The organism is Microbacterium barkeri, assembly GCF_027921765.1.
Classification (GTDB): Bacteria; Actinomycetota; Actinomycetes; order Actinomycetales; family Microbacteriaceae; genus Microbacterium; species Microbacterium barkeri.
Genome location: NZ_BSEJ01000009.1, coordinates 135,117 through 158,514 on the forward strand (window position 1 = coordinate 135,117; position 23,398 = coordinate 158,514).

Sequence of the window (23,398 nt, forward strand, 5' to 3'; positions counted from 1 at the left end):
GATGTTCCTCTCGTGGCGTTCAGTCGTTGGGGATGAGGGTGTACTTCGTCGACAGGTACTCGTGGATGCCCTCGAGCCCGCCCTCGCGTCCGACGCCGGACTGCTTGACGCCGCCGAACGGAGCGGCCGCGTTCGAGACGACGCCGGCGTTGAGCCCCATCATGCCGGTCTCGAGGCGGTCGATCATCCGGTGGCCGCGAGCCAGGTCCTGCGTGTAGACGTACGACACGAGGCCGTACTCGGTGTCGTTCGCGAGGCGGACCGCCTCGTCCTCGTCGGCGAAGGTCGCGATCGCGAGGACGGGTCCGAAGATCTCCTCGCGCAGGATGGCGCTGCCTGCGGTGACTCCGGTGAGCACCGTGGGCGCGTAGAACGTCCCGGGGCCGTCGAGCTTCTCGCCGCCCGTGAGCACCGTGGCGCCGCGGTCGGTCGCGTCCGTCACGAGCTCGTCGGCCTTCGCGACCGCGTCGGCGTCGATGAGCGGGCCGATGGCCACTCCGTCCTCGGTGCCGCGGCCGATCCGCATCGCCTGGACGCGCTCGGTGACCTTGGCCGCGAAGGCGTCGGCGATGGACTCGTGCACGATGAAGCGGTTGGCCGCGGTGCACGCCTGCCCGATGTTGCGGAACTTCGCCGCGAGGGCGCCCTCCACGGCCTTGTCGAGATCGGCGTCCTCGAAGACGACGAACGGCGCGTTGCCGCCGAGCTCCATCGAGACGCGCAGCACGCCCTCGGCGGCCTGCGCGATGAGCTGGCGGCCGACCTCGGTCGAGCCCGTGAACGACAGCTTGCGCAGTCGCGGGTCGGAGATGATCGGCGCCGAGACGCGGCGCGACGACGCCGACGTGACGACGTTCACGACGCCCGCGGGCACGCCGGCCTCGACGAGGAGCTGCGTGAAGAACAGCGTCGTGAGGGGCGTGAGCTGCGGGGGCTTGATGACGACCGTGCAGCCGGCGGCGAGCGCGGGCGCGATCTTGCGCGTGGCCATCGCGAACGGGAAGTTCCACGGGGTGATGAAGAACGAGGGGCCCACGGGGCGCTGCGACACGACCATCCGGCCGGTGCCCTCCGGGTTCAGGCCGTAGCGGCCCGTGATGCGCACCGCCTCCTCGCTGAACCAGCGCAGGAACTCGCCGCCGTAGACGACCTCGCCGCGCGCCTCCGCGAGCGGCTTGCCCATCTCGAGCGTCATGAGGAGGGCGATGTCCTCCTTGCGCTCCTGCACGAGCTCCCAGGCGCGGCGCAGGATGTCGCTGCGCGTGCGGGGCGCGGTGGCCGCCCAGGCGTCCTGCGCGGCGACCGCGGCGTCGAGGGCGCGGGTGCCGTCCTCGGCGGTCGCGTCCGCGACGCGGGCGATCACCTCGTTCGTCGAGGGGTCGTGGACGTCGAAGGTCGCGCCCTCGGGGGCGTCGACCCACTCGCCGCCGATGAACAGACGGGTCGGCACCGAGGCCAGCAGGGCGCTCTCGCGGTCGTTCGTCATGTCGGTTCCTTCCGGGTGGATGGTCGGTGAGGTCGGTTCAGCGGCGGGTGCCGCGGAGGCTGGGCGGCGCGTCCATGGTCAGCACGCTGCCGCGGAAGAACGCGGGCTCGCGCGCCGCCTGCCACAGCATCAGCGCGATGCCGATGACGATGACGGCGATGCCGAGGATGAAGACGAGGCCGATGCCGCCGATCTGCGAGCCGCTTCCGTAGGCCGGGTCCATCGTGTCGATGAGGGTCGTCACGAAGAGGATGGCCAGGATGATCCCGCCGACGAGCGGGAACAGCAGCATGAAGAAGACGTTGCGCACGGAGTCGAACCACTGCCGGCGGAAGTACCAGACGCACGCGAAGGCGGTCAGCCCGTAGTAGAAGCAGATGAGCATGCCGAGCGCGAGGATCGTGTCCCACAGGGTGTTCTCGCTCACGAAGCGCATGACGGCGTAGAACACGCTCGTCACGATCGCCGCGACGATCGTCGAGTATCCGGGACTGAAGAACCGCGGGTGCACGGAGCCGAACTTCTTCGGGAGCGCTCCGTAGTGGCCCATGGCGAGCATCGTGCGGGTGGGCGACGCGAACGTGGCCTGCAGCGACGACGCCGAGCTCGTGAGCACCGCGAGCGAGACGAGGAAGCCCAGCGAGCCCATGATCGGGTTCGACAGCGCGAAGAACACGTTCTCCTGGATGTCGGGGTTGCCGAGGCCGAGCTCGCCGTCGCCGACGCCCGCGAACATCACCATGCCGATGCCGAGGATGAGGTACAGGAACACGACCACGAGCACGACGACGGTGGCGGCGCGGCCCGGGGTCTTCTCGGGGTTCTTCGTCTCCTCGTTCATCGTGAGCACGAGGTCCCATCCCCAGAAGATGAAGATCGACAGCGACAGGCCGGCGACGGCCGCGCTGAACGAGGGGACGGCGAACGGGTTGAACCAGTTCGGGTCGAACGGCGTCGGGTCGAACGCGTCACCCGACGCGGCGCGCGTGATCGCCGTGATCGCGAACACCACGAGCACGACGACCTGGAAGCCCACGAGCACGTACTGGAGGCGCTGCGACGTCTGCAGGTCGCGGTACGAGACCCACGTCGCCGCGAGCACGAACAGCAGGCAGACGCCCACGTTGATGAACGGGTTCCGGGTCAGCTCCGCGATCTCGGCGTTGCCCGTGATCTGGCTGATCAGAAGGAAGAGGAAGTCGACCGCGATGCCCGCGAGGTTCGACAGGACGAGGATGGTCGCGGCGATCAGGCCCCACCCGGCCATCCAGCCGATCCAGGGCCCGAAGGCGCGCGTCGCCCACGTGAACGAGGTGCCCGAGTCGGGCATGACGCGGTTGAGCTCGCGGTAGCCGAAGGCGACGAGGAGCATCGGGATGAAGCCCACGATGATGGTCGCGGGCACCTGCGTGCCGACCTCGGACGCGGTCGGGCCGATCGCGGCCGTGAACGTGTAGGCGGGCGCCACGGTGGAGACACCGAGGACGACAGCGCCGATCAGCCCGAGCGTCCCGGCGCTCAGGCCCTTGCTCGAGATGCCGGTGGTGACGGGATCAGACACGACGGTGTGCGGGTTCTGGCTCATGCGCTCAGGATTCTTCAGGCGCGCGGGTGCGCGAGACGACGATCATCGGGACGGGCAGCTCGTGCAGCATCTTCGCCGCGGTCGAGCCGAGGAACAGGAAGCGGGGGCGTGCGAGACGGCTCGAGCCGACGAACACGACCTCGCCCGGCTGCCAGGCGAGGCGGGTGACGGCGTCCTCGATCGAGTCGCCCTCGGCGACGACGACGTCGACGGGCACATCGGCCGGGAGCTCGGCGCGCGCGGCCTCGAGGACGGCATCGGCGTGGGAGGCGCCGACGACGCGGATGGCGGACGTCTGCACGCCCGCGGGGAGGTCCACCGTGACGAGCGAGACGAGACGCAGCGGCACGCGAGCGGCCGCGGCGAGCGCTGCGGCATCCTCGAGGAGGACGTCGGCGCCCGGGCGGGTGCCGATCGCGACTGTCACGCGGTCGAGGGGCGCCGTCACGTCGACGGAGCCCGCTGGCGCGAGGACGACGGGGATGTCGGACGAGTGCAGCAGCTCGTTCGCCACGGACCCGAGGCGGTGGCGGCCGCGGAGGCCGCCGTCGGCGGCGCCGACGACGATGTGCGACGCGCGGAACTCACGCGCGGCGGCGAGGAGGCCCTCCCCGAAGGACTCGGCCGTGCGCACGTGCGCACGGTGATCGAGGCCTTCGGGGAGCGAGGCGGCTGCGTCGCGCAGCCACTCGCGCGCCTGCGCGCGGACGTATTCGTCGTAGGACGCGTCGGGCGGCGTCAGGGCGTTGCGGCCCTCGGACGGCAGCACCATGACGATCTCGACGCTCGCGCCGGTCGCGGCGGCGAGACGGCCCGCGAGCGCGACGGCATCCGCGCCCGCGGGGGTGGCGGTGTAGCCGACGACCAGCGCCGCGGTCATGAGCGGGACCGCTCGATGATGTCGGCGGCGGCGAGGCGGCCCATGCGGATCGCGCCGTCCACGTGCTGGTAGCCGAGGCCGGCGAGGTCGCTGCACGCGAAGTGGATCGGGCCGACCGGCGCCGACTGATCCTTGCCGTAGCGGTGCAGGCCGCCCAGGTCGAAGCTCGCGGCGTAGGCGCCGCGCGTCCACTCCTCCGAGCCCCAGTCGCTCTCGTAGTAGACGACGGGGTTCTTCGCCTCGGGGCCGTAGTAGTGCGAGATCGACTCGAGGATGCGCTCCTTGCGCTCCTCGGCCGAGAGCTCGAACACGCCGTCGGCGTTCTTGTCGGACACGAAGCCGACGAGGGTGCCGCGCTCGTCGCCGTGGTTGGTGTTGTCGTACGCCTCGTGGCACAGCTCGTACGGGCTGAAGGCGGTCGCCGAGAGCCCCTGCTCGCGCCAGAACGGCCGGTCGTAGACGGCGTGCACCTTGATGACGAAGCCCATCGACAGGTGCTGGTGCAGCTGGTGCTGGCGGCGCGGGAGCGCGGGCACGAACGAGATGCGGTCGTAGAGGACCGGCGCGTGCGCGAGGATCGCGTACTTGGCGCGGACGGTGATGCCGTCGGCCTCCGCGATCACGCCGTCGGCGCCCCACCGGAGCGTGCGGACGGGCGCGTTCAGGTGCACGTCGTCGCCGAGGCGCTCGGCGAGCAGCTGCGGCACCTGCTGCAGGCCGCCCACCACGCGCTTGTCGAGGATGAAGTCGGCGTCGACGAGGTTCGAGAAGCTCCCGGCGCTCGCCGCCATGTGCAGGGCCTGCAGAGCCGAGAACGCGTGGGCGGGCTTGGTGAGCATCGCGCCCGCGATGAAGAGCGCGATGTTGTCGCGCGCCTCCTGGTCGTCGGTCTCGCGCGCGAGCCAGCCCTCGAACGAGATCGTGTCGAGCGCCTCGGCGTCGGGGTGCTCCCACGGGCGCGCGGGGTCGATCTCGGCCGTCAGGCGGTCGAGCTTCTCGATGAGCTCGACCATGACCTTCTCGGTCTCGGGCGCCACGGGGAAGATCTCGCCCGTGAAGCGGGTGAGCTTGCCGTCGGCGTCGACGTAGACGCTCTCGCCCTCGCGATAGCGGCTGTAGGTCTCGAGACCGAGCTCGGCGATCGTCTCCTTGAGCGCGTCCTGGTCGGGCGACACCCACTGGCCGCCGATCTCGAGCATCGCCCCGTCGACGACGTCGGTCCACAGCCGGCCGCCGACGCGGTCGCGCGCCTCGAGCACGGCGACCGACAGACCGGCCTTCTTCAGCTCGTTCGCCGCCGTCGTTCCAGCCGCTCCCGCGCCCACGATGACGACGTCGCGTGTGATCTCCGTCATGTCGTTCTCCTTCTTCCGGTCGTCCGTCAGGCCGCGGCCAGCGCGTCGGCGACGACGCCGAGACCCTCGGCGAGCAGCGCGTCGTCGATCGAGAGCGGGGGCAGGAACCGGATGACGTTGCCGTAGGTTCCGCAGGTCAGGACGATGACGCCCTGCGCGATGGCCGCCTTCGCCACCGCGGCGGTGAGCGCCGCGTCGGGCTCGCCCGTCTCGGCGTTCACGAACTCGACCGCGATCATCGCGCCCAGGCCGCGGACGTCGCCGATGCGCGCGTCGCCCGCCTGCAGCTCGGTGAAGCGGCCCTTGATGAGGTCGCCGATCTCCCGTGCGCGGGAGATGAGGTCGTCGTTCTCGAACACGTCGATCGCCGCGAGCGCGGCCGCGCACGCGATGGGGTTGCCGCCGTAGGTGCCCCCGAGCCCGCCCGCGTGCGAGGCGTCCATGATCTCGGCGCGTCCCGTGACGGCGGCCAGCGGCAGGCCGGCCGCGATGCCCTTGGCGGTCGTGATGAGGTCAGGGACGATGCCGAAGTGCTCGCTCGCGAACATCGCGCCCGTGCGGCCGAAGCCGGTCTGCACCTCGTCGGCGATGAAGACGACGCCGTTCGAGCGGCACCAGTCGACGATCGCGGGGAGGAACCCGTCGGCCGGGACGATGAAGCCGCCCTCGCCCTGGATGGGCTCGATGATGACGGCGGCGAGGTTGTCGGCGCCGATCTGCTTCTCGATCTGCGAGATCGCGCGCTTCGCCGCCTCGGCGCCGGACAGGCCGTCGCGGTAGGGGTACGACAGCGGGGCGCGGTACACCTCGGGCGCGAACGGGCCGAAGCCGCTCTTGTAGGGCATCGACTTCGCGGTGAGCGCCATCGTGAGGTTCGTGCGGCCGTGGTAGCCGTGGTCGAACGCGACGACGGCCTGGCGCCCCGTGTGCTTGCGCGCGATCTTGACCGCGTTCTCGACGGCCTCGGCGCCGGAGTTGAACAGGGCGGACTTCTTCGCGTGGTCGCCCGGGATGAGGCGGTTGAGCGCCTCGGCGACGGCGACGTACGACTCGTACGGCGAGACCATGAAGCAGGTGTGCGTGAAGGCGGCGACCTGCGCCTGCACGGCCTCGACGACCTTGGGGTGCGCGTTGCCCACCGTCGTCACGGCGATGCCGGAGCCGAGGTCGATGAGCGAGTTGCCGTCGGCGTCGACGACGACGCCGCCGCCGGCCGCGACGGCCGAGATGGGCGCGGTGTGGCCGACGCCCGCGGCGACCGCATCGGCCTTGCGCGCGAGCAGCGCCTGCGAGCGCGGGCCGGGGATCGAGGTGACGAGGCGGCGCTCCTGAGGCAGGGCCGGGCCGCCCACAGCGGTGGCGAGGGTAGAGGTGGTCATGCCGCGAGCGTACGACCGGGCCCGAAGTCGCTGCATTCGCCGTGCGGTACAGAATCGATGCATTCGCTATACGCTCTGTACACGATGTCTCAGCCCGCACCATCCGCCCCCACGCTCCGCGCCCTGCTCTCGCGCGGCGACCTCGCCCTGCGCCTCGCGTCCGCGTCGCACGGCGCGCTCGAGCAGCCCATCCGCTGGGTGCACAGCTCGGATCTGGCGGACCCGACGCCCTTCCTCGCGGAGGAGATGGTGCTCCTCACGACCGGGACGCAGTTCTCCGGAGACGACGCCGCGCAGTACGAGGAGTACGTCCGCCGGCTCGCGCATCGCGGCGTGGTCGCGCTCGGCTTCGGCACCGAGGTCGCCCGCACCGGCATCCCCGAAGCGCTCTCGGCCGCGTGCGAGGCGCACGGCGTGCCGCTGTTCGAGGTGCCCTACCGCACGCCGTTCATCGCGGTCGCGCGCGCGGTCGCCGAGGCGATCGCCGCGGGAGCGTACGCTCGGCGCACCTGGGCGCTGTCGGCGCAGCGGGCGGTCGCCCTCGCCGCCCTGCGGCGGGATGGCCTCGGCTCGGCGATCTCCGAGCTCTCGCGGCAGCTGGGCGCATGGGTGGGACTGTTCGACTCCGCGGCGGCCCCCGTGCGCGCCTCGGCGCCGCTCGAGACCGCGCTGGCCGAGCGTGTGCAGCAGGAGTGCGAGACGATGCTCGCGCGCGGGGCGAGCGCTGCCGCGGTGATCCGCGTCGGCGGCCGCTCGTTCACGCTCCAGACGCTCGGACCGGGCGGCACGCTGCGAGGCGCGCTCGTCATCGGGGCCGAGGCGCTCGACGAGGAGGCTCGCAGCGTCGTCACGGCGGTCGTCGCGATGACGGGGTTCGCGCTCGAGCAGAACGAGGCCCTCGCGCGTGCCCGCGGCACGCTCCGCGCGGGCGTCGTGCGGGCGCTCCTCACCGGCGACACCGCGCTCGCGGGGGAGATCGGCGATGCCGCGTGGGGCGGCCTGCCGGCCGACCCGGTCGTCGTCGCGGTCACCGATGAAGCGCCGGATGCCCTCGCCGCGTTCCTCGAGCTGCGCGCGGGCCGCGAGCAGGGGAGCTTCTTCTTCGGGAGCGACCCCGAGGGCGGGATCGCTCTCGTCCACACGGCGGATGCCCCGCTCGCGCTCGACGAGCTCGCCGAGCGCTTCGACGTCGCGGTCGGGGTTTCGGAGCCCGGCCCCCTCGCGTCCTTCGCGGCGTCGCTCGACGAGGCGCGCATCGCGCGCGATCGAGGCGAGGGCGTCACGCGCTTCGCCGATGTCGCATCCGCCGGGGTGCTGAGCACCCTCTCCCCCGAGGCCGCGAACGTGGCGCGCACAGTTTTGTCCCCCATCGTGCGACATGACGATGTGCACGGCACCGCCATCCTCGACACGCTGCGGATCTGGCTCCTGCACGATGCGCGCTACGACGACGCCGCCCGGGCGCTCGGCGTGCACCGTCACACCGTGCGCACCCGCATCCGCCTCGCCGAGCGGCTGCTCGAGCGCGACCTCCAGTCGTTCGCGGCGCGCGCCGAGATCTGGGTCGCGCTGCTGGCGGCGCGCTGACGCTAGGGTGGCGGGATGCTGAGGCGGATGTCGACCACGCGCCTGGCCGCGCTCTCGCTCGTCCTGCTCGCGGTCGGCATCGCGCTCGTCGTCGCGGCGGGCGGCCCGCCGCGCCTGCTCGGCGCCGTGCTCGCGCTCGTCGGGCTCGCCGGGCTCATCACGCTCGTCCTGCGGCTCATCGAGCACCTGGGCTCGCGCGGCGACTGAGACGAGGCGCTCGAGGGCAGCATCCTGCTCGGCGCCGCGTGGTGGATCTGGGTCTCGACGACGTGGGTGACCTTCTGCCCACGGCGCCCTTCTGCCCACGGCGCACTTCTGCGCCGAGTGCCCCTCTGCCCCAGCGCCCGCCTCACCGAGCGTCGCGCCCGGCGCCGAGGCGCTGCCGCCCGCGCCGGGTGTCGATCCTGCGCCGAAAGCCGCGCCCCTGCCTGCCCCATCGGCGCCAACCGGCACACTCGCCCGGGAACCCGCCGCGGCCGCGACAGATCCGCGATCGTCGGCTACGCTGTCCGCGGCGGATGTTTGCGCAACCATTGCGCGCCATCCGCTGTCACCCATGGCGCGACGCTGCGCCGGAATGGAGTACTGATCGATGAAGAGAGCACTCGGGATCGCGGTAGCGGCCGGCCTGCTGCTGACCGGAGGCGTCGCCGCCAGCGCGACCGCCGCCCCGACGAGCGGGCCCAAGGGGACGAGCGAGTTCCGCGGCGTCAACTGGGCCGACCCCCGCGACAACTACGCGGACGACGAGGTCGTGCCATCCGGGCTCAGCACAGCGGACGACTACCGGACGACGTATGAGAAGGCGTCAGACATCGTCTCGGAGTTCCGACACGAGCTGCGCGCGAACACCGTGCGCCTGCCGATCAACCCGTCCAGCGTCGGAACGGAGTGGTGGGACTCGTATCGCGGCGCGATCGACGCGGCCACCCGCCACGGCTTCGACGTCATCCTCAGCTACTGGGAGGCCGACAACGCCAAGGACGGCCGAGCCGACGACCCGGCTGCGTTCGACGAGATGTGGGACACGGTCGTCGACGCGTACGAGCGCAACCCGCACGTGTACTTCGAGGTGATGAACGAGCCGTTCGGCTACTCGCTCGACGAGTGGGTCGATCTGAACGTCGACTGGCTGGAGGCGCACGACGATGTTCCGCGCTCGCGCGTGATCGTCTCGGGAACGGGCTACAACGACGACGTCACCGGCGTCGGCGCGGCCGAGGAGCTCGAGGGCACGCTCCTGTCGCTGCACTTCTACGGCTTCTGGGCGGATCACACGACCGAGGAGGAGTGGAAGCAGAACCTGCTGCCGCGGATCGGCGAGTACGGATGGCGCACGCTCGTGAGCGAGGCCGGCGCGCCGATGACGACGGGGCTGAACTACGGCAATCACACGGGCGACGTGTCCACGTCGTACCTCGGCGCGCTCACGGAGGTGACGCGCGACCAGGGAATGGGCGTCGTCTACTGGCCGGGCCTGCGCACGAACGACTCGTACACGCTCACCGAGCTCGTCGGCGACGGCGACCTCGAGGTGACGAACGAGTCCGGGCTGGCCCAGCTGCAGTGGGGCTGGGGCCTGCTGAAGGACGAGCAGCTCAACGACCTCCCGCCCGCCCCTCCCGGCGAGCCGATCGTGAGCGAGCAGCACGGCGTCTGCATCGACGTGCCCGGCGCCTCGTCCACACCCGGGACGATGCTGGGCCTGTGGAACTGCAACGGCGGTGCGAACCAGTCGTTCCACGCGACGCCCGAGGGTGAGATCACGGTCTACAGCGACATGTGCGTCGACGTGGCCGGGGCGCTCGCCGCCGGAAGCGGCCTGTCGATCGAGGACTGCTCCGGCGAGTCGACCCAGTTCTGGGAGTTCCGAGCCGACGGCACCATCGCGAGCCTCGCCGATCCGGCACTGTGCGTCGCGACCTCGGAGACGGAGTGGTCGCTCGCGCTCGAGACCTGCGACGCGACGAGCGCGACCCAGCGCTGGAGCCGCGGCTGACGCCATCCGCGTGCGCGTGACGCCTCTCGCTCGACCACGCGTGACGCCATCCGTGCGAGGCGCAGGCAGCGCCCCGGGAACGCCCTGCGTCCCGGGGCGCTGCCGTTGCATCGCATGTCTCACTCGCCGCAGCCATCCGCCCGCCGTTCCCGCTCGAAACGAGACATGGATCCCGGTCGGTCGCCGGAACGAGGCAGGTCAAGCCAGGCCGCGCAGCACGAGGCTCCGGCGAGGAGGCCCCGGCATGACGAGGCTCCAGCGACGACGGGCTGGCATGACGAAGGCTCCGGAGAGGACGACGCTCGCGACGCGACGTGCTCCCGGACACGACGAAGCCCCCGCCGAAGCGGGGGCTTGATCTGTAGCAGGAGCGGGGCTTGAACCCGCGACCTCACGATTATGAGTCGTGCGCTCTCACCAACTGAGCTACCCTGCCGCGATGCATCCGTGGATGCTGCGAGCCCCGAGTCAGGATTGAACTGACGACCCCTTCCTTACCATGGAAGTGCTCTGCCACTGAGCTATCGGGGCGTGCTGCCTTCAGCAGGCAACCAGAAGAGAATACCATCTCCGCGCGGCGACTTCGAACCGACGACCGCCGCGCGCGTCGGTCACTCCGCCGTGATCTCCGAGCCGAGGAGATCCGTGAGAGCGGCCTCCGCAGCGGCCTCCTCTTCCTTCGAGTAGCGCGTGTTCGCATGCTCCTGGAGCCACGGCAGCGGGTCGGTGGTCTTCCCGTTGATGATGATCTCGAAGTGCATGTGCGCGCCGTAGGAGCGGCCCGTGTTGCCCGTGAGGCCGACGACCTCGCCGGTCTCCACGCGCTGGCCCTGCGTCACCTTCAGCGAGCCGTACTGCATGTGCGCATAGTGGCTCGTGACGACCTGACCGTCGATGACGTGATCGATGTAGACGGTCACGCCGTACGCGCCGCCCGACTCGGTCGCGATGCGCACGACGCCGTCGGCGATCGCCTGGACGGGAGCGCCGTCACCCGGCGTGAAGTCGACACCCTCGTGCATCCGGCCCCAGCGCGGCCCGTAGCCCGAGCTCATGCTCGTGCCGACCGCGAACGGCCACTGGATGTCGGCCGAGGCGTCGTTCGTGAAGAACGCGCCGGCCGTGCTGATGCCATCCGCCGACGCGAGGGTCGGGAGGGTCTCCGCCGAGTACCCCTGGGCACGCGTGACATCGGCGTTCTGCACCTCGGAGGAGGCGACGAAGGCCTGGATCTCCTCATCCTCGAGGTCCTGCGCGTCGCTGCCTGCGGCGATCGAGACGGTGGCCGCCGCGTTCGCGGCGCCGCCCTGCGCGAGGGCGCCGAGCGGCGTGGTCATGCCGACGGCGAGGAGGCCGATGACGCCCATCGCGCCGATCGACGCCGCAGCCGTCGCAACGCGACGGAAGGCGAGCCCACGACGCGGAGCGACGTGCGCCTCCTGCGCGGGAGCCTCCGGCGCGGGCTCGGGAGCCTCCGCGGCGGGAGCGACGGAGACGGGCGCCTCGCCCGTGAAGTGGAGGGCACGCGCGGCGGCGAGGAACTCGTCGTCCTCAGCCGTGGGGATGGCGCCGGTGGCGGGAGCGGAGCTCGCCACCTGCTCGGCGACCTTGAGGGCCTCGCCGAAGTCGGCGTCGCCGTCGTGGATGATCTCGGGGGCGGGGGTGGCCGAGGCGAGTTCACGCAACCGGCGACGCGTCAGCGGCGGCTCGGGAAGAGTCGTCTCCACATCGTCAGCACGCGTCGTCGCACCCTGCGGGTCTGGCATGGACGTCGCGCGGAGGTCGCGACGCGAGCGGCGCTGGGGCGCAGCTTCAGCCATGGGTGTGTCGAGCGGCAAGGAGGAGTGCTTTCCGTAGGTCGCTGCGGGGGAACAGCGAGAAACGTGATCGGGGCGATCGGTCACTCCGCAAGATCGGGCTGCGAAAGTAACGATCCGGTAACCAACGTAGCGGATTTTCTCTGGGAGCGCCATCCACGGCGGGAGGTTGGGGACGAATCTAACCGACCGGGCACCCTGTGCACGAATCGACGAGAACGCCCGTCCCGCCCTCAGGTGGCGAGCACCTCGACGAGCCGGTCGTACACGGCCGCACTTGCGGCGACCATCATCCGGCGACCCCAGGCGTCCGTCTCGAACCACCCGAGACGCCCGCCGGCCTCGGTCACGAGGAGCGATCCCGCCGCCATGTCCCACGGCTTCAGGCCGCGCTCGTAGTAGGCGTCCAGACGCCCGGCCGCCACGTACGCGAGGTCCAGAGAGGCCGCCCCCGCACGGCGGATGTCGCGCGCGATGGGCATGACGCGCCGCAGCTCGTCGAGAGCGCTCGCATGCGTCTCGGGGTCGTATCCGAAGCCCGTCGCGACGAGCGCTCCCGCGGGCGCCTCCGCCGTCACGGAGAGCCGCCGGTCTCCCACGAACGCGCCGTGCCCCCGCGCGGCGGAGAACATCTCGCCCAGAGCGGGCGCCGCGACCGCGCCCGCGATGACCTGCCAGCCGAGCGGGTCGGCGGGCCCGGTCACCGCGGCGATGCTCACGCCGTAGGCCGGCTGCCCGAACGCGTAGTTGACGGTCCCGTCGATCGGGTCGACGACCCACGTCACCTCGGACGCGCCGGTGCCACCGCCCGACTCCTCCCCCAGGAACCCGTCGTCCGGACGCGCCTCGGCGAGGCGGGAGCGGATGAGCGCCTCGACCTCGCGGTCGGCCTCGGTGACGATGTCGGCGAGGGTCGACTTGCTCGCGGCGATGGCCACGCCCTCGTCGCGGCGGCGCTTCGCGAGCTCACCCGCCTCGCGGGCGATGTCGGTGGCGAGGTCGCGCAGGTCGAGTTCGAGAGTCATCCCTCCACGGTATCCGCGCGCGCTGGCCGGATGGCGACGGTGCCGTGAACGGGCGGCTCCCGCCTTCAGCGGGGGCTGTCAGGACACGGGCGGGACGGGCGGGAGCGGCGGACGCGGCGGCACCTCGGCTTCGCCGGATGCGGCGGGAGTCTGCGGATAGGTCGGGTACCCGGTATAGTACGCGTTCCAGTCGGGGGATCCGTCGGGCAGCACAGGAAGCGGCGTCACGCCGTCGTAGTACGTCGGCCACGCGGGAGGCGCGTAGCCCTGTGCCTGCGGATGGCCCTGCGGCTGCGCGTACGGCTGCGGCTGGACCTGCGCGTACCCCTGCGCGGAGGCCGGACCCATCGGGCGCGGCTTCCGCGGCGCGAAGAGGGCGTTGAGCAGCGGCAGGAGCGTCGTGCCGACGGCCGCGAGGATGGCGAGGGACACGACGATCCGCCAGTACAGTTCGCCGAAGTCGAAGCTGTCGGGGAACGTGAAGAAGAAGACGAGCATTCCGACGAGCACGACGAGGAAGACCGTCGTCGCGATCGCGATGATCCGCGTGAACGTCGTCACGTGGCGCTCGTGGGCTCGCCAGAAGAGGCGCTGGTGCAGCAGCGCGAGCTGGAGCACGCCGATCACGAGGACGAGGTGGAAGAACCGCTCGATCCCCTCCGCACCGTATCCGTACTCGAAGTAGTCGTCAGACTCCCACCCGCGGGGCACCACGTCGAGCCAGATCTTCACGGCGCCCACGAGCAGGACGACGACCCACGAGATCATGCTTGCGAGCGCGAACCAATCCGGACGCCGAGGTGCGAGGTTCGCGTCGAGCAGCACGACCCCGGCGAAGCCCGCCAGGAGGAGCACCGTGAGGAACGCCTTGCCGATGATGCCATTCTGGTCGCCCACGAGCACCCACACCACGCAGATGAGGGCAGCCGCGATGAGCGCGCCGATCGCGATCCAGATGGCGCCCTTGATGAGCTTCGACATCGGGCGATCGCCCGACGCGACAGCCTGCTGCGGCTGATCGTGAGGCGGGTACGGTGCAGACATCTGGTCCCCCTTCGGCGGAGCCGGCGCTCCGATGTCGTCATCATTCCACGGCGGGCGGGCGCCCTCCCCGACCGTCGCCGAACCGTGAGCAACGCGCCCGAGAGGCGCTTGCCATCCGGCGATTTCACCTTGCCCGTCTCACGGGGTAATATCGTTACTCGCGCATCCGGTCGTCTGGTGAAAGTCGGGCGGGCGCGCACTGGCAAGTTGCCCGAGCGGCCAAAGGGAGCTGACTGTAAATCAGCCGCGTCATGCTTCGGGGGTTCGAATCCCTCACTTGCCACACACAGAGAAGGCCCCCGCGCGAGCGGGGGCCTTCTCCGTTCCCCCAGTCAGCCCAGGCAGCGCCCGGTGGACACCGTGTCGGTCGCTCCGGGGAGCGCGTCGAGCACGGGCTGCAGCTCGGCGTTCGACATCGCGTAGCCGATCTCCGGACGCGCCTCGTCGCGGGCGAAGACGACCCCGGCGACCGTGCCGTCCTCGCTGAGCAGCGGGCCGCCGGAGTTGCCGGGGGCGACCTCCGCCTCGAGCGCGTAGATCGACCGCTCGGTCGCGCTCTCGCCGTAGATGTCCTCGATGAGCGCGGGACCGCTCGCCGCGATGCCGGCCGAGACGGTGCGGAACGGCCCACCGTACGGGTATCCCTGCACCGCCCCGGCGTCACCCGCCTGCACGCTGTCGTCGAGCGCGAGCGGCGCGGCCTCGATGTCGACGGCGATCACCGCGAGGTCGTCGATCGGATCGAAGTACACGATCCGACCGTCACGGGCCGGCTCGCCGGGCAGCTCGACCATGGGCGTCTCGACGCCTGCGACGACGTGCGCGTTCGTGACGATGCGGTCCTCCGCGACGACGAATCCGGTGCCGCTGGGCCTCGTGCTGCACGCCGCGGCCACCCCCGACACCCTCGCCACCGACCCAGCGGCCGCGGCGAGCGCGGGGTCGTCGAGGTCGGCCGTGCCGGGGTCGGCGGCGTCGGGCAGACCGCCGAGCAGCCCGTCGATCGTCGGGAGCACCGTCTCGCCGAGCACGGCCGAGTGGAGGCGCGCCATGGCCTCGGACAGCGGAGCCGGAGTGAGCGCGTCGATGGGCCGCAGCAGCGACGAGGACGCGACCGACGACGACACGACGGGGATGCCGGCGGACGCGATCCCCGCTCCGGTGAGCGACACCGCGAGCGTGCCGGCGACGAGCCCGAGCGCGCCGCCGAGCAGCCGCTCGAGCGCGCGAAGGCGCAGCCTGTCAGCACCGCGCCGGATGACCCCGCCGATCGCGGCCCCGAGGCTCGCGCCGAGCGCGAGCAGGAGGATCGCGCTTCCGATCACGGCCAGCCCGCGCCATCCCTCATCCGGCACGGCGGCGGCGACGAGGGGCAGGACCCACGGAGCCGCGACGCCCGCCGCGACGAGTCCGCACAGGGCGCCGAGCGCGGCGAAGAAGCCCGCGCGCAGTCCCGACAGGAGCGCGCCGAGGAGCAGCACGACGATCAGCACGTCGACGACCGAGGGCATGTCGTCCTCCTCCCCCACGCGCCGACCGCGTGTCGCCCTCAGGCTACGCACGGCACCTCCGCCTCGGCCGGGAGCGCGCTCGATGCGACATGCGCGCTTCCGCGAGGAAGGTGCGGACCGGGACCCCCGCATCGCGCCCTCTGCGCCCGATCCCGCGCGAGGATGGAATCCATCGACGCCCGTCGGGCGTCGACAGACCGCATCACAGGAGATCGCATGCTCACTGTCAACGCCTACGCGGCGCCATCCGCGACCGAGCCGCTCGTCCCGACCACCATCGAACGACGGGATGTCGGCCCGAAGGACGTCCTCATCGCCATCCGCTACGCCGGCATCTGCCATTCCGACATCCACACGGTCCGCGGCGACTGGGGGCCGATCACCTACCCGCAGGTCGTCGGCCACGAGATCGTCGGCGAGGTCGTGGAGGTCGGCCCCGACGTCGTCAAGCACGCCGTCGGCGACCGCGTCGGGGTCGGCTGCATGGTCGACTCGTGCCGCGAGTGCGAGAACTGCCAGGCGGGCATGGAGAACTACTGCCTCGCCGGCAACACCCAGACGTACGCGTCGGTCGACCGCGACGGCACGATCACGCAGGGCGGGTACTCGACGCACGTCGTCGTCGACGAGGACTTCGTCCTGAAGGTGCCCGAGGCCATCCCGTACGAGGCGGCAGCGCCGCTGCTGTGCGCGGGCATCACGACCTACTCGCCGCTCGCCCACTGGAATGCGGGCCCCGGCAAGCGCGTCGCGGTCGTCGGCATGGGCGGTCTCGGCCACATGGCCGTCAAGATCGCCGCCGCGATGGGCGCCGAGGTGACCGTGCTCTCGCGCACCCTCGACAAGAAGGATGACGCCCTGCGCTACGGGGCGACGGATCACTTCGCGACCGCCGACCCCGCGACCTTCGCCGAGCTGCGCAACCGGTTCGATCTCATCGTCAACACCGTCAGCGCGCCGCTCGACCTCGACCGCTACCTCTCGCTGCTCCGTCTCGACGGCACGATGGTCAACGTCGGCGCACCGCCCGAGCCCCTCGCTCTGCACGTCTTCACGCTGTTCGGCAACCGCCGCTCGTTCGCGGGATCGAGCATCGGCTCGATCGCGGAGACCCAGGAGATGCTCGACTTCTGCGCCGAGCACGGCATCGCGCCCGAGATCGAGCTGATCCCGGCCGAGCAGATCAACGAGGCGTACGAGCGCGTGCTCTCGAGTGAGGTGCGGTACCGCTTCGTCATCGACAGCTCGACGCTGTAGGTCAGGGCGGAAGGCGCCCGTTCCGGATGGTCGCGGCCGCGACACCGGGACGGGCGCCTTCTGCGGATGGGATGGTCGTCAGCGCGTGAGCTCGCGCACTGCCGCGACCACGGCATCGGGGCGCTCGCTCGCGATATAGTGCGCGGCGTCCTTGACCCAGATGGCCACGAGGTCGTCGGCGCGATCTCCGACATCATCAGTGCGGGCGGCGCGCATGATCGGGTCGCGAGCGCCGAGGAGGATGCGCGTCGGCACCGTCAGACGGCGCCTTCTTCCCAGCGCTGCCATCGTCATCATCCCCGGGAGCACGAGGCTGCGATACGTGCGCGCGAGTGCCCGTGCACGGACGGGGTCGCGCAGCGGCGCGAGGAAGCACTCGAGGTCGTCGACGTCGCACCCGCCGAGGCCGGGCGCATACCCCTCGATCATGTGGCGCACGAGCCGCTGCCGCCCGCCCGCGATCAGCCGGGGCCCGAACGGCGAGATGATCACCTGCTGGAACCAGGCCCGCCACAGCTGCAGCGCCATCCTCGGCGTGATCCCGCTCCACGGATGCGGGCTCCCGAGCGCCGTGAGGCTCGCGAGCCGATCCGGATGGTCGAACGCGAGACGCCAGCCGAGGAACGCGGAGTAGTCGTGGACGACGAGGTGCACACGCTCGATGCCGAGCGCGTCGAGCAGAGCGAGGACGTCCGCCGTCTGCTGGGCCTCGTCGTACCCGTGATCGGGAGCGTCCGACCATCCCGCTCCCCTCAGATCGGCCGCGATCACGCGATGATCGGCGGCCAGCTCGGGGATCACACGGCGGTACTCCCACCAGTGCTGGGGCGAGCCGTGCAGGAGGAGCACCGGCACGCCGGCACCCGCCTCCGCGACGTGAAGCGCGAGCGCGTCGCCGTGCTCGTGCACCTGGACCATGCGATGCGTCACGTCGGCCAGGTCCGGCATGCGCAGTTCGAGAGCGCTCATGGCCGCATGTTACTACGATCGTAGTAATACCACCATGACTACCCTGGAGCGCGATGGCACGCACGCGGGAGCTCGTTGTCGAGGCAGCGATCGCCCTCCTCGGCGAGGAGGGGATGCGCTCCTTCACGCATCGGAGGGTGGATCGGCGGGCGGGCCTGCCCGAGGGCAGCACGTCGAACTACTTCCGCACGCGGGAGGCGCTTCTCGCGGGAGTCGTCGACGGCATCGTCGCGTCGGAGCTCGACGCCGCCGAGCCCCTGCCCGCCGACCCCGACGCCTTCGTCGATGCCCTCGCCGGAATGGTCGAGTTCATCACGGGCCCCCGACGAACCCACACCATCGCCCGCCACGCGCTCTTCCTCGAGGCGTCGCACGACCCCGAGCTCAGCGCGAAGCTGTCGTCGTCGCGCGAGCGCTATGTCGCGGTCGTGTCCGACGCGGTCGCCCGGCTGGGCGCACGCGATCCCGACGCGGCGGCGGCCGCCGTGATGAGCGTGTGCGAGGGACTGATTCTGCACCGCATCGCCCGCGGCGACACGAGCGACCCGCGGCCGGCGATCGCGGTGGCGATCCGCGGAGCTCTCGCGGACTGAATCAGCGCAGGGCGAACCCGAGGATCCGGTCGTCCTCCGGGCGCGGCTCGCCGCGACCGTCGGTGTTGTTCGTCAGCACCCACAGCTCCCCGTCGGGCGTCACCACGACGTCGCGCAGGCGCCCCTCCTCCGCGACGAGGTGCTCGATCGAGGAGGCAGGCTCGGCCAGCGGAATCTCGCGCAGGCGCTCGCCCCGCAGGTTGGCGATATAGAGGGTGTCGCCCGCGATCGCGATGCCGCTCGGGCTCGCGTCGGCCGGCGCCCACTGCTGCACGGGGTCGATCAGGCCCGCGCGCCCGGCCGCGCCCTCGACGTCGGGCCATCCGTAGTCTCCGCCCGGCTCGATGACGTTGAGCTCGTCCCACGTGTCCTGGCCGAACTCGCTCGCGTACATCGTGCCGTCCTGCGCCCACGCGATGCCCTGCGGGTTCCGATGCCCGAGGCTGTAGACGAGCGATCCCGGGTACGGGTTGTCGGCCGGCACGCCGCCATCGGGCGTCATCCTGAGGATCTTGCCGGACAGCGCTGCCGGGTCGCGCGCGCTCGACCGATCGCCCGCGTCGCCCGCCGTCGCATAGAGCATGCCGTCGGGCCCGAAGGCGATGCGGCCGCCGTTGTGGTTGCCTGCGGCGGGGATCCCCGCGAGCACCGTCTCGCCCGACCCTAGGGCGAGCGGGTCGCCGTCGAGCGGAAAGCGCTCGATGCGGTTCTCCCCCGCCGCGGTGAAGTAGGCGTACAGCAGCCCGTCGTGCACCGCGATGCCGAGGAGACCGCCCTCGCCTCCCGCGCGGACCCCGGGGATGACGCCGACCTCGCGCACGCCGCCCTCGCCGTCGAGCTCGAGGATGCGCCCGCTGTCGCGCTCGCTCACGAGCGCCGTCGCGCCCAGGAACGCGACCGACCAGGGCGCGTCGAGTCCCTCGGCGACCACGCGGCGCTCATCGAGCACGAGGGCGGATGGCTGCGGCGAGGGCTCCGCGGATGGCGCGCGTGACGGCGATTCGGAGTCCAAGGGCGCGGATGGCGACGGCGATCCGGAGTCCAAGGGCGCGGATGGCGATGGCGCGGTCGGTGCGGAGCTCGCCGGCGCCGTCGGTCCGTCCCCGGTCGGAGGCGACGAGGGCCCGCATGCGGCGAGCGCGACGGCCGTGACGGCGATCGCCACTCCGGCGACGACCCTGCGCGCCTCAGGCGCCCTGGCCATCCGCTCGCTCATCGTCGGCCTCGCTCGCGCGTCTCCTGCTCAGCGCACGCGCGGCGTCCGCGTCGACCACAGCGCGAGGGCGACGAGAAGCGGCTGGAAGAAGAGGCGCGCGAAGCGCTTGCCGTCGGTGTCGAGTCCGAACGCGCTCCGGCGATGCCGCCACTGCGCGATGTTGCCCGGGAAGACGGCGACGAAGAAGAGTGCCGCGAGCGTGCCGACCCGGCGGCGTCGACGGCGGGCGAAGAGCAGCGCGGCTCCGAGACCGACCTCGACGACGCCCGAGGCCACGACGGTCGTGTCGGGGTCGAGCGGCACGAAGTCGGGCACCTGCGCGCGGAACTCCTCCCGCGCGACGGTGAGGTGCGCGACGCCCGCGAATGCGAGCGCCGAGCCGAGGAAGAGGCGGCCGATCGTGCGGATGGGCGTGCTCATGCGGCGAGTCTAGGCGCGCCAGCGGACGTCAGGCCGCTTCCTCCAGAACCCGCTCGACGAACGCGCGCGAGCGCCGCGCCGTGCCGTCGATCTTCATGTCGACGCTCGCGCGGTACTCGTTCGGGGCGAGCGGCAGGGCGAGACGCACGTTCTCGTGGCACGAGAGGTCGGCGCAGATGTACGTGCCGACGCTGTCGCCCTTCTGCCCCGCACGGCCCGCCTTGCGCGCCGTGAACATGGTCACCTGGTTGCCGGGCTGCATCGTGCGGCAGATGTTGCAGATGCCGTGCCGCGCGCCCGAGGTCGTCGAGGCCGCCCGCAGCACGACGCCGGTCGGCTCGCCGTCGATCTCGGCCACGATGTATCCGCGGCTGTGCGTGTGCGGATCGCGCCAGGCGAGGAAGTCGAGGTGATCCCACTCGGTGAGCGGGAAGTCGTGGGGAAGCTCGACGAGCTCGAGCTCACGGTCGTCCGCGTTCACGAACGACTCGAGGACATCCTTCTCTGTCAGCGGGCGCATGGCCATCCTCCTCGCCGTGTTCTCGCGGGCCATTCTACGAAGCCCCGCGCCGCCGGGGATCGGGTGAGTAGGCTTTTCGACATGGCCGACAGCTCATTCGACATCGTCTCCAAGATCGACCGCCAGGAGGCGGACAACGCGCTCAACCAGGCACGCAAGGAGGTCGAGCAGCGCTACGACTTCAAGGGCACCGGCGCCTCCATCGAGTGGAGCGGCGAGGCCATCCTCATCAAGGCGGACAGCGAGGACCGTGCGAAGGCCGTGCTCGACGTCTTCCAGTCCAAGCTCATCAAGCGCGGCATCTCGCTCAAGAGCCTCGAGTCGGGCGACCCCGTCGCGAGCGGCAAGGAGTACCGCATCACCTCCACGCTCAAGGAGGGGATCTCGCAGGAGAACGCGAAGAAGATCGGCAAGATCATCCGCGACGAGGGCCCCAAGGGCGTGAAGTCGCAGATCCAGGGCGACGAGCTGCGCGTGTCGTCGAAGAGCCGCGACGACCTACAGGAGGTCATCCGTCTCCTGAAGGCCGCCGACCTCGACATCGACCTCCAGTTCATCAACTACCGCTGAACCTGAGGGGTTCCTGAGCCCGCGTCATGGATGGGCCGCTCGGCGGTCTCATTCGACGGGGGCTCCGACGCAGGTCGGGTCCCTGCGGGGGCGGGGCCTCTGGGGAGCACCGCCTCCGCTCCGGGGGATACGCGCAGGAATGCGGATCGGCCCGGCGCCTCGAAGGCGCCGGGCCGATCGCGTCTCAGTCCCGCGGCGGCGTGGACGGCGGGTTCGCCGTGCCGCCCGGGTAGGACGGTCCCGATCCCGGCGAGCCGGGGTGCTGCGGCCCCGCGTATCCCTGCTGCGGCGGATACGGCGCACCGGGTCGCGGCGCGAGCCCGCGCGCCGCGCGCTCCTCGTCCGCGCGCAGGATGCCGTTCTTCACGGCCGTCCGCATGATCAGGTACCCCACCCACAGCATGAGCGCCAGGATCCCGAGGTAGATGACGAGCCCCAGGATCATCATCCCCACGCCGAGCCCGGCCATCCATCCGTAGTCGTCGTTGTACATCGCGTCCCCCTTCATCCGCGGACTTGTCTGCAAGCACAGTATCGAGCGGCGGCCGCCCGCACATCAGGGAGAGGTGCCCCAGGCCGCGCTCAGCGCCGGATGCTAGAGTCGGGATCTGCGCGACCCGAGTGTCGCGCGTCGTCGTGTCTTGATCGCGCGGAGGGACTCCCCCGCCGCGCCTCGCGAACATCCTGCCGCGGCGAACGGATCCGGCATCCGCCGAGTTCGCCATCTGCCGTCGTGCCCCGCGATCAGCGTGTTCCCCTGCATGACGGCCCCTTCTCGAAAGCAGTCATCTGTGACCACTGCGACCACGCAGCCCGAGACCACCTTCGCCGACCTCGGCGTCCCCGCGCACCTCATCGAGGTGCTCGTCGCCGAGGACCGCCCGACCCCCTTCCCCATCCAGCGCGAGACGCTGCCCTCCACCCTCGCCGGCCGCGACGTGCTCGGCCGCGGCAAGACCGGCTCGGGCAAGACGCTCGCGTTCGCCATCCCGCTCGTCGCGCGCCTGTCGGCCGCGAAGCCGAAGCGCGTCGCCGGGCGCCCGTCGGGCCTCGTGCTCGCCCCGACCCGCGAGCTCGCAACCCAGATCGCACGCGTCGTCACGCCGCTCGCGAAGGCCTCCGGCCTCACCGTCGCCGTCGTGTTCGGCGGGGTCTCGCAGAAGCCGCAGGAGGCCGCGTTCCGCGCCGGCGTCGACATCGTCGTCGCCTGCCCCGGCCGCCTTGAGGACCTCATGAGCCAGGGCATCGTCAACCTTGACCGCGTCGCGGTGACCGTGCTCGACGAGGCCGACCACATGGCCGACCTGGGCTTCCTGCCCGGCGTCACGCGCATCCTCGCGAAGACGCCTGCCGGCGGTCAGCGCATGTTCTTCTCCGCGACGCTCGACAACGGTGTGGACAAGCTCGTCACGCGCTTCCTCAAGGACCCGGTGCGCCACTCGATCGACCCGGCCGAGTCGCCGGTCCCCGCGATGACGCACCACGTCTTCGAGGTCGACGACGAGGACAAGACCGAGCTCGTCCGCACCCTCGCGTCGGGCGTCGCCCGCCGCATCCTCTTCACCCGCACCAAGCACCAGGCGAAGAAGCTCGCCAAGCAGCTCACGGCGCGCGGCATCCCCGCGGTCGACCTGCACGGCAACCTGTCGCAGAACGCCCGCGACCGCAACCTCGCGGACTTCTCGTCGGGCCGCGTCCGCGTGCTCGTCGCGACGGATGTCGCCGCGCGCGGCGTGCACGTCGACGGCGTCGACCTCGTGGTCCACGTCGACCCGCCCGCCGAGCACAAGGCGTACGTCCACCGCTCGGGCCGCACCGCGCGCGCGGGCTCGGCCGGCGACGTCGTCACGGTCATGCTGCCCTCGCAGCGCCAGGACACCAAGCAGCTGCTGCGCAAGGCGGGCATCGCCGCGCAGCCGCAGCGCGTCACGCCCGAGAGCGCTGCCGTCACGGCCCTCGTCGGCGAGGTCGCGCCGCGCGTCGCACCGGTCCCGGGCGGCCCGGGCTCGGGCAACGCTCCCGCGCCGTCGGCTCCCGGCACGTCGCAGGGGGCGAACGCCCGTCGCAAGCGCGCGGCCCGGGAGGGTCAGGGCGGCCAGCAGCCGGCCGAGCGCGCGGGCGGCCGCGGCGGTGCATCGGCTGGTCGCAACGGCGGCGGCGGTCGCAACGGCGGCGCGGCGCGCGG

The 23,398-nt window shown here is 71.5% G+C and carries 21 protein-coding genes and 3 tRNA genes; 8 read left to right on the forward strand and 16 right to left on the reverse strand.

Going from position 1 to position 23,398, the window contains the following annotated elements; translation table 11 throughout:
• Positions 1 to 19: 19 nt before the first annotated feature.
• Genes PKE79_RS10565 through gabT form a run of 5 tightly spaced genes read right to left on the reverse strand, consistent with a single transcriptional unit; the run spans position 20 to position 6,685 of the window.
• Positions 20 to 1,486, reverse strand: coding sequence for an NAD-dependent succinate-semialdehyde dehydrogenase (locus PKE79_RS10565; RefSeq protein WP_271173663.1), 1,467 nt, complete (start codon positions 1,484 to 1,486; stop codon positions 20 to 22).
• A gap of 37 nt (positions 1,487 to 1,523) precedes the next feature.
• On the reverse strand, positions 1,524 to 3,071 hold the full coding sequence (locus tag PKE79_RS10570; protein ID WP_271173664.1) for an APC family permease: 1,548 nt from the start codon (positions 3,069 to 3,071) through the stop codon (positions 1,524 to 1,526).
• A 4-nt stretch (positions 3,072 to 3,075) separates the two neighbouring features.
• Complete coding sequence (locus PKE79_RS10575) at positions 3,076 to 3,951, reverse strand: universal stress protein (protein WP_271173665.1); 876 nt, start codon at positions 3,949 to 3,951, stop codon at positions 3,076 to 3,078.
• Positions 3,948 to 5,306, reverse strand: a complete 1,359-nt coding sequence (locus PKE79_RS10580) for a flavin monoamine oxidase family protein (protein WP_271173666.1) — start codon at positions 5,304 to 5,306, stop codon at positions 3,948 to 3,950. The genes PKE79_RS10575 and PKE79_RS10580 overlap by 4 nt, the downstream gene beginning before the upstream one ends.
• Positions 5,307 to 5,332: 26 nt before the next feature.
• Positions 5,333 to 6,685 (reverse strand): 4-aminobutyrate--2-oxoglutarate transaminase, encoded by a 1,353-nt coding sequence (gabT, locus tag PKE79_RS10585; RefSeq protein WP_271173667.1) that lies wholly within the window; start codon positions 6,683 to 6,685, stop codon positions 5,333 to 5,335.
• A gap of 84 nt (positions 6,686 to 6,769) precedes the next feature.
• Here gabT and PKE79_RS10590 point away from each other — a divergent pair, with 84 nt between their 5' ends.
• The 3 genes from PKE79_RS10590 (at position 6,770) to PKE79_RS10600 (ending at position 10,271) form a co-directional block, all read left to right on the forward strand.
• Complete coding sequence (locus PKE79_RS10590) at positions 6,770 to 8,272, forward strand: PucR family transcriptional regulator (protein ID WP_271173668.1); 1,503 nt, start codon at positions 6,770 to 6,772, stop codon at positions 8,270 to 8,272.
• 27 nt (positions 8,273 to 8,299) lie between these two features.
• Positions 8,300 to 8,479, forward strand: coding sequence for a hypothetical protein (locus tag PKE79_RS10595; RefSeq protein WP_271173669.1), 180 nt, complete (start codon positions 8,300 to 8,302; stop codon positions 8,477 to 8,479).
• A gap of 385 nt (positions 8,480 to 8,864) precedes the next feature.
• Entirely contained in the window at positions 8,865 to 10,271 is a 1,407-nt protein-coding gene (locus PKE79_RS10600; RefSeq protein WP_271173670.1) for a ricin-type beta-trefoil lectin domain protein, read from the forward strand.
• 362 nt (positions 10,272 to 10,633) lie between these two features.
• Here the strand turns inward: PKE79_RS10600 and PKE79_RS10605 are convergent.
• The 5 genes from PKE79_RS10605 to PKE79_RS10625 form a co-directional block, all read right to left on the reverse strand.
• A tRNA-Met gene (locus tag PKE79_RS10605) sits at positions 10,634 to 10,707 on the reverse strand.
• 23 nt (positions 10,708 to 10,730) lie between these two features.
• Positions 10,731 to 10,802: transfer RNA gene (locus PKE79_RS10610), tRNA-Thr, on the reverse strand.
• Positions 10,803 to 10,882: 80 nt separating this feature from the next.
• Positions 10,883 to 11,956, reverse strand: coding sequence for a M23 family metallopeptidase (locus tag PKE79_RS10615; RefSeq protein WP_271173671.1), 1,074 nt, complete (start codon positions 11,954 to 11,956; stop codon positions 10,883 to 10,885).
• A 365-nt stretch (positions 11,957 to 12,321) separates the two neighbouring features.
• Positions 12,322 to 13,113, reverse strand: a complete 792-nt coding sequence (locus PKE79_RS10620) for an inositol monophosphatase family protein (RefSeq protein WP_271173672.1) — start codon at positions 13,111 to 13,113, stop codon at positions 12,322 to 12,324.
• A 78-nt stretch (positions 13,114 to 13,191) separates the two neighbouring features.
• Positions 13,192 to 14,157: a hypothetical protein gene (locus PKE79_RS10625; RefSeq protein WP_271173673.1), complete on the reverse strand. Its 966-nt coding sequence runs from the start codon at positions 14,155 to 14,157 to the stop codon at positions 13,192 to 13,194.
• 201 nt (positions 14,158 to 14,358) lie between these two features.
• Here PKE79_RS10625 and PKE79_RS10630 point away from each other — a divergent pair.
• A tRNA-Tyr gene (locus tag PKE79_RS10630) sits at positions 14,359 to 14,440 on the forward strand.
• A gap of 49 nt (positions 14,441 to 14,489) precedes the next feature.
• On the opposite strand, the gene PKE79_RS10635 is transcribed toward PKE79_RS10630, so the two are convergent.
• A complete protein-coding gene (locus tag PKE79_RS10635; RefSeq protein WP_271173674.1) occupies positions 14,490 to 15,668 on the reverse strand; it encodes a MarP family serine protease in 1,179 nt (392 codons plus the stop codon).
• A gap of 216 nt (positions 15,669 to 15,884) precedes the next feature.
• On the opposite strand from PKE79_RS10635, the gene PKE79_RS10640 reads away from it, so the two are divergent.
• On the forward strand, positions 15,885 to 16,925 hold the full coding sequence (locus PKE79_RS10640; protein WP_271173675.1) for an NAD(P)-dependent alcohol dehydrogenase: 1,041 nt from the start codon (positions 15,885 to 15,887) through the stop codon (positions 16,923 to 16,925).
• Between the two features lie 78 nt (positions 16,926 to 17,003).
• On the opposite strand, the gene PKE79_RS10645 is transcribed toward PKE79_RS10640, so the two are convergent.
• The gene (locus PKE79_RS10645) at positions 17,004 to 17,894 is read right to left on the reverse strand and encodes an alpha/beta fold hydrolase (RefSeq protein ID WP_271173676.1); all 891 of its coding nucleotides are present in this window, start codon (positions 17,892 to 17,894) and stop codon (positions 17,004 to 17,006) included.
• Between the two features lie 53 nt (positions 17,895 to 17,947).
• Between PKE79_RS10645 and PKE79_RS10650 the strand changes: the two genes are divergently transcribed.
• On the forward strand, positions 17,948 to 18,487 hold the full coding sequence (locus PKE79_RS10650; protein WP_271173677.1) for a TetR/AcrR family transcriptional regulator: 540 nt from the start codon (positions 17,948 to 17,950) through the stop codon (positions 18,485 to 18,487).
• A 1-nt stretch (position 18,488) separates the two neighbouring features.
• Here the strand turns inward: PKE79_RS10650 and PKE79_RS10655 are convergent, their stop codons facing one another.
• The 3 genes from PKE79_RS10655 to PKE79_RS10665 are packed head-to-tail and all read right to left on the reverse strand — an operon-like array spanning position 18,489 to position 20,643.
• Entirely contained in the window at positions 18,489 to 19,691 is a 1,203-nt protein-coding gene (locus PKE79_RS10655; RefSeq protein WP_271173678.1) for a PQQ-dependent sugar dehydrogenase, read from the reverse strand.
• Positions 19,692 to 19,730: 39 nt separating this feature from the next.
• A complete protein-coding gene (locus PKE79_RS10660) occupies positions 19,731 to 20,123 on the reverse strand; it encodes a DoxX family protein (RefSeq protein ID WP_271173679.1) in 393 nt (130 codons plus the stop codon).
• Positions 20,124 to 20,151: 28 nt separating this feature from the next.
• On the reverse strand, positions 20,152 to 20,643 hold the full coding sequence (locus PKE79_RS10665) for an FBP domain-containing protein (protein ID WP_271173680.1): 492 nt from the start codon (positions 20,641 to 20,643) through the stop codon (positions 20,152 to 20,154).
• A gap of 81 nt (positions 20,644 to 20,724) precedes the next feature.
• Here PKE79_RS10665 and PKE79_RS10670 point away from each other — a divergent pair, with 81 nt between their 5' ends.
• The gene (locus PKE79_RS10670) at positions 20,725 to 21,213 is read left to right on the forward strand and encodes a YajQ family cyclic di-GMP-binding protein (protein ID WP_271173681.1); all 489 of its coding nucleotides are present in this window, start codon (positions 20,725 to 20,727) and stop codon (positions 21,211 to 21,213) included.
• A gap of 184 nt (positions 21,214 to 21,397) precedes the next feature.
• On the opposite strand, the gene PKE79_RS10675 is transcribed toward PKE79_RS10670, so the two are convergent.
• A complete protein-coding gene (locus PKE79_RS10675) occupies positions 21,398 to 21,721 on the reverse strand; it encodes a hypothetical protein (protein ID WP_271173682.1) in 324 nt (107 codons plus the stop codon).
• A 253-nt stretch (positions 21,722 to 21,974) separates the two neighbouring features.
• On the opposite strand from PKE79_RS10675, the gene PKE79_RS10680 reads away from it, so the two are divergent.
• A partial coding sequence (locus PKE79_RS10680) for a DEAD/DEAH box helicase (protein WP_271173683.1) occupies positions 21,975 to 23,398 on the forward strand: 1,424 nt, incomplete at its 3' end.